Below are 15,148 nucleotides of genomic sequence, written 5' to 3' on the forward strand. Positions count from 1 at the left end.
AGCGGCCGACCGGTACCCGCGCCCGGGCGTCGGCCGTACGAGGAGTCAGTGGCCGACCAGCTCCCCGTCCCGCGCCACGATCCGGCCCCCGCGCACCACCATCTCGCGGCGCGGCAGATCCACCACCACCTGCGGCAGGCACTCGCCGCGCACCAGCAGGAAGTCGGCCGGCGCCCCGGGCTTCAGGTCCGCCTCCGGCAGCCCCAGGAGCCGGGCCCCGCCGTCCGCCCCCGCCCGGAAGGCCGCCTCCAGCTCCTCGTCGAGGCGGGCGTCCCGCACCCGGGCCAGCAGGTGCGAGCGGTGCAGCATGTCCGCGTTGCCGAACGGGCTCCAGGAGTCCCGTACGCCGTCGGAGCCGAGGCCCACCTCCACTCCGTGCTCCCGCAGTCGGTCGATCGGCAGCACCAGGTCCGAGGAGGGCGCGACCGTCGTCAGCGAGATCCCGGCATCGGCCAACTCGGCGGCGAGACGGTCCAGTTCCCGCTGAGGGAGACCGGGCACGCAGAACACATGACTGACCGTCACCTTGCCCTGGAGCGACAGCGCCTTGGTGCGGCCGATGATCGCGCGCAGCGACTCCATCCCCGTCGCGGCCCGCTCGTGAAGATGGATGTCGACGCCCACGCCGTGCCGGTCCGCGATGCCGAAGACGATGTCGAGCTGTTCGTCGAGCGCCTCGTCGAACCCGATCGGGTCGATGCCGCCGACCCGGTCGACCGCCCCGGTGCGCGCGGCCTCCTCCAGCAGCTCCCTGGTTCCCGGCGTCCGGACCACCCCGTGCTGCGGGAACGCGACGATCTCCACGTCGAGCGCGTGCCGCAGCGCCCCGCGGGCGGAACCGACGCCCTCGACGCCCACCAGGTCGTAGGCGGGGGCGACGTCGACATGGGCCCGCATCGCCCGGGTGCCCTGGGCGACGGCATGGCCCATCAGGCGCTCCGCGCGCTTCTTCAGCGGCGTGCGCAGCGCGTGGTAGAGCTTCACGTCCTCCTCGGTGTACTCGGCGATGGAGCTCGCCGGGTTCCGGGTCACCCAGGGCTCGCCCCACGCCGTCTTGTCGGGGTGGATGTGCGCGTCGACCAGGGTCGGCAGCGCGATCCGGCCCTCGCAGGCGACGACCTTCGCGCCGCGCGGGGCGGGGTCGGCGGTGACGACCCCGTCGACGACCGTGAGGTCGACGGGGTGCTGCGCGCCGTAGGGCCGGACGTTCGTGAACACCGTGGCGGCGGCAGCAGTGGACTCGGCGTGCATCAGGAACTCCTTCGAGAAGGCGGAGAAGACGAGAAGAGACGGGGACGCCGCGTCAGGCGGCCGGTACCGCGAACCCTGCCCGGACCACACGCGCCGGGCGGCTCAGCACGCCGAGGTCGGCCAGCGGGTCGCCGTCCAGGATGAGGACGTCGCCCGCGAAGCCGCGCGCCAGCCGGCCGGCCGTTCCGTCGAACCCGAGGAGCTTCGCGGCGCCCGTCGTCGCCGTGCGGATCGCGTCCAGGGTGGAGAGCCCCGCCGCGTGCATCAGCTCCACCTCGCGGCCGATCGGGTCGACCGTCCCGCCCGAGGAGTCCGTGCCCGCCGCCAGGGGGACGCCCAGCTCGTGCGCGGCCAGGACCGCCCGCTTCAGGACCGGGAGATAGGTGCGGCCGCGCTCGGCCAGGACCGGGTCCGAGGACTCGGCGAGCCCGGCGATCGCGGTGAGCGTCGGCGTGAAGTACGTACCCCTGCGGCGCATTTCGTGCAGGGTGCGCTCACCGACGAACGCGCCGTGCTCCAGGGAGCGGATGCCGGCCGTGACCGCGTCGTGGCAGCCCTTCTCGCTGTAGCTGTGGCAGAGCACCCCTTTGCCTCCGCGCCGGGCCGCCGCCACGATCGTGGACAGCTGCTCATGGTCGTACACCTGGACCAGCGGGTCCTGCTCGGGCAGCCCCGCCCGCTCGTTCACCCGGGTCTTCACGGTGTCCGCCCCGCGCGCGAGGTTGACCTCGACCACGCGGCGCAGCGCCTCGGCCGAGCGCACCCCGTCCCGCAGCCGGGCGAGCGGCGCCAGGTCCGGGTCGGCGAGGATCGTGTCGCCGAGATCCGGGGTGACGAAGATGCCCGCCGCCCGCAGCCGGGGTGCCTGCTCCGGGGCCTGCCGGGCCAACTCCCTTACGGCGATGTCCTGGTAGAAGTTGGTCGAACCGCTGCGCGCGCTCGTCGCGCCCTTGAGGACCGCGTCGCGCGCCTCGGCCGCCGTGTTGAGGTGGATGTGGGCGTCCACCAGGCCCGGCAGGATCCACTGCCCGTGGGCCCGCAGCACCGGTACGCCCCCGGGGACCCGGCCGACCCGCCCCCGGGAACCGGCCGCCCGGACGACGCCCCCGGCGATCACCACGACCGCGTCCTCCGTGACCTCGCCCGTCGCCGGGTCGAGCAGCCTGCCGCCCTCGACGACGAGATCGCCGCCCCGGCCCGGCGACGACCCGTTCCGGGCGCCGGGCGACGCGGACGCGGTCGGGGCCGTTCCCGCCAGCACGGCCGAGGTTCCGGCGAGCGCCGCGGCACCGGCGAGCACACCCCGCCTGGTCAGCCGGCCGGAAGGGGGCGGGGTGTTCTCGACGCACATGGGAGGGCTCCTTGGGTCGCGGAAGCGAGCGGGAGCATTTTGTATACCAGAATCGCCACGATTCCGGGAAGGAGTGATTCCGCTCCCCGTGCGTGCGGGAAACGTGCAGGAAGTTGGTTCTACTACCGCCGGGCCCTCAAGGGACAGGAGTGATTGGTATACAAATAATCAGGCGTCGTCGAACAGGGACCGCAGGGCCACGGCCCGGCTGTCCCGCACGTGCAGCAGCGTGCTCGCCGCGGCCGACTCCTCGTCGCCCGCCGCGATGTACCGGAACATGACCGCGTGCTGGGCCCGCATGTGCTGCGGCTCCTCCCGCATCCCGAACAGCAGCTGGAGCTGCCCGCTCAGCTGCTCCATCGTGCGGGCCAGCATCGGGTTGCCGCTCAGGGCCACGATGTCCTCGTGGAAGGCGGTGTGGGCCGCGACCTCCCGCGTCCCCTCGTCGTCGGACGCCGCCTCCTCCGCCCGGTCGAGGGAGGCCCGCAGCGCGGTGACGCCCTGCGGCTCCGCCGGCGCGGATCCCGCCACCCGCCGCGCCGCGAGCCGGGAGGCCTGGACCGCGAGCGGCTCCCACACCTCGTACAGGTGCTCCACATCGGCCCGCTCCAGCCGCCGCACCCGGACCCCGCTGTGCGGCAGCAGCTCCAGGAGCCCTTCGCCCACCAGGGCGCGCAGTGCCTCGCGGACCGGGACGCGGGACATCCGCAGCTCCTCGGCGACCTCGCGTTCCACGAGCCGGGCGCCCTGCGGATAGCGGCGGTCGACGATCCGCTGCCGTACCGCGTCCCGGGCCCGGACGCTGAGCGACGTACGCTCCGGCCGGGCGTCCGCATCGGGCGCCGGGCGGCCCGCGGCCGTCGCCCGCTCGCTTCCGGCACCGTCCGGCCGCGTCCGGCCCCGCCCTGCGCTGCTGCCCGCCACGTACGCCATCCTCCGCTCGGCCCGTTTTCCCGACCCCCGGCCGAGGATACGCGGGGCCGCCGTCCTCAGGCCGTGCCCGGCGTCCGCCCGTCCGGCAGGAAGAGCACCGAGTTGAGGTACCGCTCCCGGTGCGGGACGAAAGCCCGGCGCAGCAGACCCTGGTGCACCAGATGCTCGGTCCGCGCCTGATGGGCCACCAGGTCGAAGCCGTCCAGCGGAATCCAGCGCCGGCCCGCCAGCAGCCAGCCCGCGTAACCCTGGCCGGTCAGCAGCTCGACGGCCGGTGCGATCGGGCCGAGCCGGCTCTCCAGCTCGATCAGCAGCGCCGGGCGGTCCCGGCGCAGCAGCTCCGCCGCGCCGAGCAGCGCCGCCTGCTCGCCGCCGTCCACGTCCATCTTCACGAAGCCGACCCCGCGCAGCCCGAGACCGTCGACCGTGATCGACGGCACCTCCAGGCTGTGCGCGTGGATGTCGCGACGGGCCAGCGAGGACACCCCCCGGTCGCCCCGGTCGCCCTCCGGGAACCACAGCTGTGCCGTGCCCTCCCGGTCGGTCGCCGCGCCCTGGACCACCCGGGCGTTCGACGGCAGCGTCCGGCGCAGCCGCTCCGCCAGATGCGGCACGGGCTCGACGGTGACCACCTCGGCGCAGCGGGCGGCCAGCCGCCGCGACCAGGGGCCGTACCAGCCCCCGATGTCCAGGGCGACACTGTCCGCCGGGCAGAAGTCGGCCAGCCGCCGCAGCTCGGGTTCGAAGCGCGGATACAGGGCCACGGCGGCGGAGGCGACGAGCCCCTCGGGCAGCCGGGCCGCCACCGCCGCGGCGAACGTCGTCACGTGGCCGAGGCCTTCAGCGAGGTGAGGAACCGCTCGTGGTCGACGGCGTCGACCTTTCTGCCCGATGAGGGCAGAAGCTGCGGTATCCCGTCCACGATCGGGTAACTCAGGTGCAGCCGCGGGTTGTAGAGCGCGTCCTCCTCCGGCAGCAGGGACAGCGGCCCCTTGTCGAGCGGGCAGGCCAGGATCGTCAGCAGGGGGTCGTCGGGACGCATCAGGGGCTCCTTGGGTGTCATCGGCTCAACAGCGGAAGGTACGTCAGGGGGTCAGGACGCCGCGGCGGGCTGCGGATCGTGCCGCGGCATGGCCAGCAGGACGGACAGGGCGAGCGCCGTGCCGCCCACCCGCAGGGCCAGCAGCAGCGGATCATCGGGCAGGCTCTCGCCGAACGCGAGCGTCCCGAGGACCGCGGTGAACAGGCAGGTCACCGTGGTGCACACCGGCACGATCAAGGACGCCCGGCAGCGCTGGAGCGCCGCCTGCGACATCACGAGACCGGCGCCCGCGGTGAACAGCAGCAGATACGGATACGGGGACCCGAGCAGCGACAGCGCGGCCTCGCCCAGATCGGTGCTGTTCAGACGGCTGGACGTGCCCTTGATCGCCAGGGAGCTGACCCCGTAGAGCAGGCCGACCGCCACCCCGTACCCGATGCCGCTCGTCGGGACCCGGTGCCGCTTGGCCGCCCGGCTTTCGACGCGTACGTACAGCCAGACGCCCGCCGCCAGCGCCGGCACACAGACCAGCAGCACCAGTGTCCACGGGGCCCCGCCGCTCACCACGTCCTCGCCCTCGCGGACCGAGGCCACCACCATCAGCAGAGCCAGCAGGACCCCGCCCAGCGCATAGCGTTCGCGGCCCGTCGACTCCTCGCCCAGCACCGCCGACGACAGCAGCAGAAGCAGCACCAGACCGGAGACGAAGATGCCCTGCGCCGCCGCGATCGGCAGCGCGCGGTAGACGACCAGCTGCGCCCCGAACCCGGCCGCCAGCGCCAGCGCGCCGACGATCCACAGCGGACTGGTCGCCAGCACCCGGATCACCTGGAACGGGCGGCCCGCCGACAGCGCGGGCAGCGAACCCAGGGCCCGCTTCTCCACCACGAACCCCACGCTGTACAGCGCGTTGGCGATCAGCGCCGCGCCGACACCCCACCACATGCGGCTACCTCCGCCGCGCGTGGGCCAGCAGGATGGAGGACGCCCCGGGCAGCGCGCACGCCGCCCGGTCCAGCAGCCGCAGCGGACGCGGCACCCCGTGGAAGGGGGCGCCCTTGACCGTCACATCGGTGAAGCCGGACGCCGTCAGGAACGAGCGCAGCGCACGGGCCGTGTACAGCCGCAGATGCCCCACCACCTCCGAGCCCGGGCGGCCGTGGATCCCGCGCAGACTGACCTCCGAGAACACCGGCTGCACCCCGGCGAGCAGCAGCGCCCGGTTGTACCAGGCCGCCAGATTCGGGGTGGACAGCATCAGATGACCGCCGGGCCGCAGCACCCGCCGCAGCTCGTCCAACGCCTGGTCCGGGTCGACCAGATGCTCCAGGATCTCGCTGAACAGCACCGCGTCCGCGCACCCGTCGGCCAGCGGAAGCCCGCCGTGCTCCAGCTCGCCGCGCACCACATGGCCCATCCGGGGCCGGGCCCGGCGCAGCGCGTCCTGCGACCAGTCGACCCCGACCAGCCGGTGCCCGGCGAGGAACGGGGCCGCCGTGGCCGCCGCCGTACCGTCACCGCACCCGATGTCCAGGATCACCTGCCCCGGCGCGTCCAGGGCGTCGGCCAGCAGCCGGGCCTGCCGCAGGGTGCGCCCGTCGCCCGAGGCGACCGGGACGGCCGGGTTCTCGTAGAAGTCCCGCAGCCCGGGAGAGGGGGACGTGGTGCCGGTCATACGGCCTCCGAGGACGTCGCGGCCAGGTGGCGGGTGAACAGGTCCAGCAGCGCCACACCGTCGCCCTCGCCCAGCAGGGTGCGCGACCAGCGCAGCGCCAGATGCAGCCGGCCGCCCGTGGACGCCGTGGTGAAGGTCAGGCCCCGGGGCATCCGGGCGGGCGCGGAGAACCACACGGCCGTCGCCCGGCCCGCGTCACCGAAGTCCAACGGGTACGGAATCCGCCCGATGTTGCTCAGCAGCGTCGTCGAGGTCCACGGACCGGCCGCCACCCGCAGCCCCCGGGTGAGGGCCGCCCGGACCGCCACCGGCAGCAGTGGCATGGTCAACAGCCCCGCACCGTGCCCCAGTTGAGGGCGCGGCCGGGCCTTGAGCGCCCGGGTCCGCTCGGCGGTCGTCCGCAGCAGCGCCGCCACGTCCGCCCCCGCCGCCACCTCGGCCGCGGTGAACCCGACCTCCACCAGCCGGGTGCCGTTGCCGATCGGCATCTCCGGGCCCCGGGGGCGGTCGTCGACCGGCATGGTGATCCGCAGCGGCCGCCGGTCCGCCCCCGGCGCGCCCTGCGCCCGGTTCCAGTCGGCCACCGTCAGGGCGGTGGCCACCATCAGCTGGTCGTTCACCGTGTACGGGACGCCCGACTCCCGGCGCGGGAGCGGGAGTTCGGCCAGCAGCAGGGCGTTGCCCGGCACCGGGGCGGGCCCCGGCGAGCCCGGCGCCACCTGGGCGGGCCGGGCCAGCGCCGGGGTCCGCGACTGCCGGGGCAGCGGGGCCGCGGCCGGGCGGGCCGGGGCGGGCGACGGCGGAATCGGGGACCCGCTGTAGATCTCCGCGGCCGTCGCCGCCAGCCGCATGCACGCCGGACCGTCCAGGGCGGTGTGATGCACCGTGAACAGCAGCACACAGCCCTCCCGGTCCGGCTCCCGGACCACGTCGAGCCGCAGCGGCGGCGAGGCGGTCAGCGCCGGGGCGCGGTCCAGCGCCCCGGCCCGCGCCCGCTCCAGCGCCCCGGGCGCGCACGGCGGGAACGAGACCGGGTCCGTGTCCGGGTCCTCGGTCAGCTCCCACTCGTACCGCCGGGCCAGCGGCCCCCGGGGCCGCTCCCGCATCAGCGCCCGGGGGTGCCGGGCCAGCGCGGCGGCGAACGCGGAGCGCAGCCGTTCCTCGTCGACCCGGCCCGGCAGATGGATCTCGATGTGCACCGTGCTCGGCTCGGCGTCCTGCGCGCAGTGCCGGGCCACCTCGTCGACGACCGGGAACGGCACCCGCACCGGCCGGCCGGGCGGCGGGCCGCCGCCCGGGGCCTGCTGGTGCTGCGTGGTCGCCATCAGGTGTCCTCTCCCTTCGCCGGGTGCCTGCCGTCGGCGGACAGCGTGCGGCCCGAGGGCGGTGCGGGCTGCGCCGGGAGCTGGACCGTCGGCCGGTCGTCGCCCGCCGGGGCCGGCTCGGCCGCGTCCTGGCCGGTGCGGACCGCACGCCTGCCGAGCGGTTCCCGGCCCACCGTGACCAGTGCGGCGAACAACCCGATCAGGGCCAGGAGTTGAGCCGTGGCACCGAAGGCGCCCTCGCCCGTCGTCGTACTCTCCCCGGTGCCCACGGCGGCGACGACCCCCGCGGCGGCCATCGAAGCGAACGCCACCGGCACGAGCAGCCGCGGCCGGAAGTACGCCAGGACGGCGAGCAGCGGAACGGCCACGGCGACCGGACCCGCGATCACCACCCCCACCAGCGTGAGGGCGACGGTGCCCAGGATCAGACCCGGCCCCGGCGGCGCCGGCAGCTCCTCGGTCTCCTCCGGGCCGGAGCCCTTGCGGCCGACGAGGGCGAGCGCCACGAGCGCCAGGAACAGCACGCCCGCACCGATCAGACCCCACCGGTAGATCGTGGCCGGCTCGTACTCCAGGGTGACCGTGCCGCCCTCGCCCTCGGGAACCAGCCAGGCCTGCTGCCACCCGTCGATCCGCAGCGGCGTCAGCTCCTTGCCGTCCAGGGTGGCCTTCCACCCCTTGTTGTGGTTCTCATGGATCTGGAGGTAGGAGGCCTCACCGGCCCCGACCTCGACGGTCCGCCGGTCGCCCTCGCCCTGCTTGACGTCCACCGAGCGCGGCGTCGCCGCGGCGGCCTCGGTGGTGCCGTTGCTCAGCGACACGTCGGTGATGGCCAGCGGACCCTCGTCCCCCGCCTGCACGGTGGTGGACGCGGCGGCCAGCTCGACCTTGCTGTCGTCGGTGCACAGCGAGACCTCGATGGGCCTGCGCTGGGTCAGATCCCGCACCCGCCCCTCCGCCCTGGTCTCCATGAAGGTGCCGCCGACGGAGAGGACCGGGCCCTTGCCGCAGGGCAGGCTGAACTTCTGGTCCGGCTTCGGCTGCGGCGAACGGAACTCCTCCAGCGCCGGGATGTAGACCTCGCTCAGCCCGACCGGCAGCTGCAACTGGCCGTCGGCCACCGGGTTGTGCACGGTCAGCGGCGCCGTCTTGGAGATCGTGATGTCCATCCGGTCGGTGTTGATGGGCGAGAAGCGGGCCATGCCGTTCTCGTCCACCGAAGCCACCGCCGTACCGTCCGGCGAACTGATCTGGACCTGCTCGGCGCGGGCCGACAGACCCCCGGCCGCCGCGAACACGATCTCGCCGACCGGCCGCTTCTCGGGCCACGTCAGCCGCAGTACGGGACGTTCGCCCGCGATCCACGCCGTGGTGAGGTCACCGTCGGTCAGGTTGCGGGGGCTGAGGTTGGTGCCCAGGCGCGCCGTGGAGTCCGCCGTCACCTCGATCTTGTCCCGCTCGCCCGTCAGCTCGAACAGCAGCTTGTCGAGCGCCTCGCCGGGCACCGGCAGCGCGGTCGCCGACACGGTGTACTCGCCCGCCTCCGGCGCGGTGAACTGCCGGCCGAGACCGACCTCGGCGGCCACGGACGACAGACCTCCCGGGTCGCTGCCCCGCCGCAGCGAGAACACCGTCGCGTCGGCGCCCTCGCGCGGCGCGTCGTTCGGCAGCTCCAGCATCCGGGTCACCTGCACCCCGGGGATGGCGATATCGGTGAACCCGGCCCCGGTGAGCCCCGGACGCCCCTGCTGGGACTCCAGGATCGTCACCTTCAGCCAGGCCGCCTGCCCGGGAGGCGCGGCCACCTGCTGCGCCGAACCGTCGGTGCGCAGCGGGCTGTCCTGGTAACCCCGGTCGGTCTGCACCCGGATCACGGTCGGCGCGGCCCGCACATTGCCGCTGGGCAGCGGCGTCACCTGGATCGAGCTGGGAATGTCCGTCGGGGCGGAGAAGTCGACCCGCACCCACTCGCCCTTGGGCGCGCCGGGCGAGCCCTCCGCCCAGCCGGTCTCCGGGTTGCCGTCGAACGCGTTGACCGGGTCGTACTGCGGCAGATGGAACAGCCAGTTGCCCACCGAGGACGCGCTGACCGACTTCGCCCCCCGGACCACCGCCGTCGTCTGGTGCTTCGCCCCGGACGTCGGCAGGATCTGCCGAGGCTCACGCCCCGGGTCCTGCGCCGACTCCACGGCGTTGCGCTCGTCGGCGGTATACGTGTACGAGGTGTTGGAGTTGACCAGGCCGAACCGGGTGTCGGCGCGCCGCAGCCCGTCGCCCGCCGCGTACAGCGACGGCCGTCCCAGACCCGGGTGCGCGTCACCGGACAGCACGGTCGGCCGCCCCTCGATGGCGCCGTTCGCCGACAGCGGCAGCAGCGACTCCGGGCCACCGCTCACCACGGCCGTCGAGGCGACCGGGGTGACCTCCGCCCGCCCGGGGCGCCCGGTTCCCTTGGGCGGCTCGTAGATCTCCACGGCCTGCTGCCGCGGATACAGCCCCTCGATCTGTACGGGCGTGTCCGCCGCGATCCGGCCGCCGGTCATGACCGGCCCGTACCCCTTGACCCGGGTGTAGCCGGACGCCTCCAGCGTGCGCTTCACCGTGGTGGACGGGACATAGCCCAGCTGGTCCGGGTCCAGGTCGTTGCGGACCACCACATGGTGCAGCCCGGCCCGGTTCAGGAACTCGCTGAGCCCGGGAACCTCGCCGCCCGTGGTCAGCGCCTGCTCGACGGCGTCCATCGCCCGCCGGTTGCCGGGCGTGCCGAACGGAACGTAATCACGCTGTGCGTACGGCGAGTTGGCCAGCACGTCCAGCGGCTGGTCGATGGGCGAGCCCCAGGTGTAGATGCCGTGCGCGGTCGCCGGGACGACCAGGGCGCGGTCGTCCGGAGCGTTGTCCTCCAGCCAACCCCCGGTCTTCTTCCAGTAGTCGGGGATCTCCTTGAACGAACCCGGCTGAAGGATCGAGCCGTTGACGTACGGCCAGGCCAGCCCCGGCAGCACGATCGCGGCGGCGACGACCGGCGCGAGCCGGCGGATCCGGGCCGGATTGCGGTCCCGCCGGGCGGCGGCCACCGTGGCGACCCCGACGAGGTGCGCCAGCCCCAGGGCCAGCGCCAGCGCCAGACCCGTCTGGAACTTGTAGATGTTCCGGAACGGCACCAGCCAGGTGTCCAGCCAGTCCTGCACCGTGCCGTGGAAGAGACCGCCCAGCGCACCCCCGTACCCGGCGAGCGTGACGAGCGCGACGGACAGCACGGTCAGCACCAGCCAGCGGCGCTCGGGCAGATCACGCCGTGCCAGACCCGCCAGGCCCAGGGCGGCGGCCAGCGCCGAACCCAGGATCGTGACGGTCGCGGTCGCGACGGTCCACCCGGCCGGCAGCCAGGCCTCGCCGAAGTTCAGATAGCCCACCCAGTTGCCCGCGCCGCGCAGCACCTCGGTCGCCGACATGGTGGTCGTCGTGGTGTACGAGGACTCCACGTACGGCATGAAGTTCTCGCCGAACGTCCCCAGCAGCAGCAGCGGAACGATCCACCAGGCGGTCGCCATGATGACGCCCGGTATCCACCACAGCAGCAGCCCGCGCTTGCGCGGACCGCCCGGCCGGGACAGCAGATACAGCCCAACCGGCAGCAAAGAGGCCAGCGTGGAGGCGGCGTTGACCCCGCCCATCAGCGGGATCAGCAGCGCCGACCGGACCGCCGCGATCCTGGGCGTCAGCCGCGGGTTCATCAGCGGCAGCAGCACCCACGGCAGCAGGGCGCCCGGCAGCGCGGCGGCCGACGTCGAACCCACCACGATGGTGTAGGTCGGCCACAGCGCGTAGACGACCGCGCCGAGCAGCCGGGCGGCCGGCGAGCCCACCCGCAGCCGTTCCGCCAGCCGCAGCGCACCCCAGAAGGCGGTCGTCACAATGATCGAGAGCCACAGCCGCTCCGCGAGCCATGTGGGCACCCGCAGCAGATCGGCGGCGCCGTAGTACGGCAGCATCGGCACGAGATAGCCGATGTACTGGTCGGCGATCCCGCCGAACCCGGAGCGGCTGTGCCACAGCTCGCCCAGATCACCGAGGAACCGGCCGGGGGCCGTGACGACACCCAGCTTGGTGTCGAAGGTCATCCGGCCCGGCGACACCGCCAGGAACGCCGCGAAGACGGCGGCCCAGAACCCCAGGAGCCAGCGCCGGGAGCGCGCCTGCGGCGGTCCTTCGGCGGGGACGGTGGGCTCGGGACCCGGGCCGTCCGGGGCCGCGGGCCGGGGTGGGTGGACAGCGCTGGTCATGAACACCGCCGGAGAATGAGGAGGAGGTTCCAGGTGGCGAACTCCCGCAGTACGGGGATCCGCGGCACGAGCTGGGGAAGGACGGGCCAGTAACGCGAGCGTGCGGACACGACGGTCACGTCACTACGGCTCCGGACATGGCGCAGCGTCTCGCCGACGCCGATCCGGAAGAGGTTGTCGCCGAGGCGGTGCTTGGCCGGGCGGCCGGTGCGGCGCTCGTAGCGGCTCCGGGCGCGCTCGGCGCCCAGATAGTGCCACGGCGCCCACTCGTGGCCGCCCCAGGGCGAGTACCAGTTGGTGAAGGAGACGTAGATCAGACCGCCCGGGCGGGTCACCCGGGCCATCTCGCTGAGAAAGGTGTGCGGATCGGCCACGTGCTCCAGCACATTGGAGGAGAAGCAGACGTCCGCCGCACCGTCGGCCAGCGGCAGCAGATAGCCGTCGGCGACGACGGTGTCCGCGCGCTCACCGGGGCCGAGCTCGGCCGTGTCCGGTTCGAAGAGGTAGCCGTGCGCACCGCGCCGGCGGAACTCCCGGGTGAAGTAGCCGTCGCCGCCGCCGATGTCCACAACGACCTTGCCCCGCACCGGACCGTGCCGCTCCACCTGGTCCGCGGCGTCGTGGGCCAGCAGGGTGTACGCCGTCGCCGGGTCGCCCTGCTCGCGCATGAAGGCGCGGAACAGGGCGGCCGAGCGCCGGAAGGAAGGGTCTTTCACGCGCTCGCACCGATCGCCGGGGCGGTCACGCCGCTGGTCGCCTCGGCGGCGACCGCCATGAACTGCCGGACACTGCTGGTCCACCGGAACGCGGCGGCCCGCTCCCGGGCCGCCTTGCCCATCGCCTCGCGCCGCTCGTCGTCCAGGGCGAGCGCGCACCAGGCCGCGGCGAAGGAGGACGCGCCTTGGGCGAGGATGCCCGTGACCCCGTCCTCGACGGAGTCGCGCAGCCCCGGCACGTCGAAGCCCAGGGTCGGGGTGGAGCGCGCGCCGGCCTCCGTGACGACCAGCCCCCACCCCTCCACGGCCGCCGGATGCAGCAGCATCCACGACGCGCAGAGCAGCCGGTGCTTCTCCGCCTCGGTCACATGGCCGGCGAACTCCACGCCGGGACCGGCGAGCCGCTCCAGACGGGCCCGCTCGGGGCCGTCGCCGACGATGACGAGCCGGCCGCCGGTGACCGGCCTGACCCGCTCCCACAGCTGGAGCAGCAGATCGATGCGCTTGTAGTCGACGAGCCGGCCCAGCGCCACGAACAGCGGGGTCTCGGACCGGTCGCCCTGCGGGCTCGGCTCCTCGACGCCGTTGTTCACCACCCTGATCCGGTGGCCGGGCACGCCCAGGTCCCGCAGGGCGCCCGCCGTGGACGGGGACACCGCGATCATCAGGTGGTCGCGGTAGGCCCGGGACAGGGCCCAGTGCTCCAGCCGCCGTCCGGCCCGCGCCACCGGCAGGGGGAACCGCATGTCCCACAGGTCGGTGTGCACATGGTTGACGAGGCACACGGTGGGCCCGCGGTGCCAGAGGGGGGCCAGGTACGGCATGCCGTTGCAGACCTCGACCAGCAGGTCGCAGTCGCCGACCTGCCGGGCGAAGGCGGACCGCGCGCCGAGGTAGTGACCCAGGGTGCCGCCCGCCGAGACGACTCGGTAGGGCCTGCGCGCGGCCTGCCCGCCGCACAGAAGGGTGACGTCGTGGCCCAGCTCGGTGAGGCCCGATGCGAGCCGGTCGATCAGCAGCTCGGAGCCGCCGGCGGCCGGGTTGCCCAGGTCGCGGTGGGCGAGGAAGACGATGCGTCGCGGGGCCGAGGAGACCCGGGAGGAGGACGCCGGGCCCTGACCCTGGCGCCTGACTGCATCGAGCAGTGGGGGAGGTACGTGCTGGGGCATGAGCGCTCCAACTCGGCTCGGGGTGCGGGAACTCGCGGATGAGCGGAAGAAAGAGGGGGGAGAGGGTATCCGCGGACGGGAGGGAAGACGGGAGAGGACGGAGAGGGGACGAGAGGGGCGAGAGGGTAGGGGAGGGGACGGGAACGGGGCGTACGGGGCGGGGCAGGGATCGCGAATGATGTGACGGAAAAGGAAAGACCGGGGGGCCGTGCTCTGGTGGGGATAGACAGTTTTGGGCACGGGTTACCGCCCGGCTACTCACCGGAGCAACAACTTGCGGGTAACTCAGGTGTGCGTACTCGTCATCATGTGAGTGTTCTGGGCCTCCGGGGCCTCCCGGCGCCCCCGGACGACGAGGACGACCCCCACCACCGTGAGTACGAGCCCGAGCCCGGCCGCTCCCATCGGCGCGGTCTCGCCGAGCATCGCCAGCCGCTTGCTGTCCGCCGACGCCAGGGAGACCTGCTTCTTCTGCGTCGCCTCGGTGAACTCGACCCGCCTGCTCTCCAGCAGCACCACGGCGTCCCTCTTCGAACCAGGCGCGCGCAGCGTCTTCCTCGGGCCGATCGCCGCGTTGATGATGCGGCCGGTGCGCTTGTCCACGACCAGCTCGATGCCGCTGTTGGAATACCACTCCTCGGCCAGCACCTGGGGCGTCTTCTTCCGGCCCACGAGGACCCCGGGCACCTGACGCACCCCGGTCCTCGTCGGCTCGACCTCGCCCTTGAAGAGGTAGCCGGCGTAGCCCTGGATCTTCTTCTCACCCTCGAAGGAGAGCCGCACCACACCGCCGAGCGTGCTGTCCCACCAGCGGTAGGCGCGCTTCTCGACGTCGAAGGGGAACTTGAGGTACGCCTCCCCGTCGAACGTCGGGGACTCCTCGCAGCAGTGCACCGGCTCGTTGGTGGTGCGGTCGGTCACCCAGCGCTCCAGCGTCCACTGAAGGGCGTCACGGGGATCGGACGCGGGCAGCGTCTTGTCGTGGTCGACGGACGTGGACACGTCCCAGACGGCGTTGCCGCTCTTCTCGCTGTCGGCCACGTCCCCGCGCACCTGCCGGGTGATCGTGATCGTCTCGTCGTCGACCGTCTCCACCTTGCCGGTGTCGAAATAGCTGCCGGTACCGGTGAACACGGTGGTCGTGTCGGTGTCTATGGGGGTGCGCTTGGCATGCGGCTGGACATACCAGACGAGCAGTGGCGCGAGGACGAGCAGAAAGACCCCCGCCCCCAGCAGAACGAGCGAGAGGGGTGAAGCATTGCGGCGCATCCGGGCACTCCTGGGTCGAAATCTCTTCGCGGAGGTGCACGGGCCCCGGGCCGGTCAGCCCTTGATTGGCGTGAACAGTAGGCAGGGCCTTGACGAGATGTCAATGACCTGTCGACACTGTGTGCGAGCCG

General features: G+C 73.5%; 12 protein-coding genes. All 12 read right to left on the reverse strand.

Going from position 1 to position 15,148, the window contains the following annotated elements:
- Positions 1–45: 45 nt before the first annotated feature.
- Positions 46–1,251: an amidohydrolase family protein gene (locus A3Q37_RS07355; RefSeq protein ID WP_065479571.1), complete on the reverse strand. Its 1,206-nt coding sequence runs from the start codon at positions 1,249–1,251 to the stop codon at positions 46–48.
- A 52-nt stretch (positions 1,252–1,303) separates the two neighbouring features.
- On the reverse strand, positions 1,304–2,602 hold the full coding sequence (locus tag A3Q37_RS07360) for an amidohydrolase family protein (protein ID WP_065479364.1): 1,299 nt from the start codon (positions 2,600–2,602) through the stop codon (positions 1,304–1,306).
- Between the two features lie 168 nt (positions 2,603–2,770).
- On the reverse strand, positions 2,771–3,535 hold the full coding sequence (locus tag A3Q37_RS07365) for a GntR family transcriptional regulator (protein ID WP_065479367.1): 765 nt from the start codon (positions 3,533–3,535) through the stop codon (positions 2,771–2,773).
- 56 nt (positions 3,536–3,591) lie between these two features.
- Positions 3,592–4,362 (reverse strand): FkbM family methyltransferase, encoded by a 771-nt coding sequence (locus tag A3Q37_RS07370; RefSeq protein ID WP_065479370.1) that lies wholly within the window; start codon positions 4,360–4,362, stop codon positions 3,592–3,594.
- Positions 4,359–4,577, reverse strand: a complete 219-nt coding sequence (locus tag A3Q37_RS07375; RefSeq protein ID WP_065479375.1) for a Trm112 family protein — start codon at positions 4,575–4,577, stop codon at positions 4,359–4,361. Before A3Q37_RS07375 ends, A3Q37_RS07370 begins: the two co-directional genes overlap by 4 nt.
- 51 nt (positions 4,578–4,628) lie before the next feature.
- A complete protein-coding gene (locus A3Q37_RS07380) occupies positions 4,629–5,522 on the reverse strand; it encodes a hypothetical protein (protein WP_065479378.1) in 894 nt (297 codons plus the stop codon).
- A 4-nt stretch (positions 5,523–5,526) separates the two neighbouring features.
- Entirely contained in the window at positions 5,527–6,252 is a 726-nt protein-coding gene (locus A3Q37_RS07385; RefSeq protein ID WP_065479381.1) for a bifunctional 2-polyprenyl-6-hydroxyphenol methylase/3-demethylubiquinol 3-O-methyltransferase UbiG, read from the reverse strand.
- On the reverse strand, positions 6,249–7,577 hold the full coding sequence (locus tag A3Q37_RS07390; RefSeq protein ID WP_065479384.1) for a condensation protein: 1,329 nt from the start codon (positions 7,575–7,577) through the stop codon (positions 6,249–6,251). Before A3Q37_RS07390 ends, A3Q37_RS07385 begins: the two co-directional genes overlap by 4 nt.
- Complete coding sequence (locus A3Q37_RS07395; protein ID WP_176711367.1) at positions 7,577–11,863, reverse strand: alpha-(1->3)-arabinofuranosyltransferase family protein; 4,287 nt, start codon at positions 11,861–11,863, stop codon at positions 7,577–7,579. Before A3Q37_RS07395 ends, A3Q37_RS07390 begins: the two co-directional genes overlap by 1 nt.
- Positions 11,860–12,579 carry a class I SAM-dependent methyltransferase gene (locus A3Q37_RS07400; protein WP_065479394.1) on the reverse strand — a complete coding sequence of 240 codons (720 nt, stop codon included), beginning with the start codon at positions 12,577–12,579 and terminating at the stop codon, positions 11,860–11,862. The genes A3Q37_RS07395 and A3Q37_RS07400 overlap by 4 nt, the downstream gene beginning before the upstream one ends.
- On the reverse strand, positions 12,576–13,748 hold the full coding sequence (locus A3Q37_RS07405) for a glycosyltransferase family 4 protein (protein ID WP_065479397.1): 1,173 nt from the start codon (positions 13,746–13,748) through the stop codon (positions 12,576–12,578). The genes A3Q37_RS07400 and A3Q37_RS07405 overlap by 4 nt, the downstream gene beginning before the upstream one ends.
- Before the next feature lie 285 nt (positions 13,749–14,033).
- A complete protein-coding gene (locus A3Q37_RS07410; RefSeq protein ID WP_065479400.1) occupies positions 14,034–15,017 on the reverse strand; it encodes a DUF3068 domain-containing protein in 984 nt (327 codons plus the stop codon).
- Positions 15,018–15,148: the final 131 nt, after the last annotated feature.

The organism is Streptomyces sp. PTY087I2, from assembly GCF_001687325.1.
Lineage (GTDB): Bacteria > Actinomycetota > Actinomycetes > Streptomycetales > Streptomycetaceae > Streptomyces.

Coding starts and splice junctions, on each gene's coding strand:
- A3Q37_RS07355 (WP_065479571.1), bottom strand. CDS start 1,251: ATGCACGCCGAGTCCACTGCTGCCGCCGCCACGGTGTTCACGAACGTC.
- A3Q37_RS07360 (WP_065479364.1), bottom strand. CDS start 2,602: ATGTGCGTCGAGAACACCCCGCCCCCTTCCGGCCGGCTGACCAGGCGG.
- A3Q37_RS07365 (WP_065479367.1), bottom strand. CDS start 3,535: ATGGCGTACGTGGCGGGCAGCAGCGCAGGGCGGGGCCGGACGCGGCCG.
- A3Q37_RS07375 (WP_065479375.1), bottom strand. CDS start 4,577: ATGCGTCCCGACGACCCCCTGCTGACGATCCTGGCCTGCCCGCTCGAC.
- A3Q37_RS07380 (WP_065479378.1), bottom strand. CDS start 5,522: ATGTGGTGGGGTGTCGGCGCGGCGCTGATCGCCAACGCGCTGTACAGC.
- A3Q37_RS07385 (WP_065479381.1), bottom strand. CDS start 6,252: ATGACCGGCACCACGTCCCCCTCTCCCGGGCTGCGGGACTTCTACGAG.
- A3Q37_RS07390 (WP_065479384.1), bottom strand. CDS start 7,577: ATGGCGACCACGCAGCACCAGCAGGCCCCGGGCGGCGGCCCGCCGCCC.
- A3Q37_RS07395 (WP_176711367.1), bottom strand. CDS start 11,863: ATGACCAGCGCTGTCCACCCACCCCGGCCCGCGGCCCCGGACGGCCCG.
- A3Q37_RS07405 (WP_065479397.1), bottom strand. CDS start 13,748: ATGCCCCAGCACGTACCTCCCCCACTGCTCGATGCAGTCAGGCGCCAG.
- A3Q37_RS07410 (WP_065479400.1), bottom strand. CDS start 15,017: ATGCGCCGCAATGCTTCACCCCTCTCGCTCGTTCTGCTGGGGGCGGGG.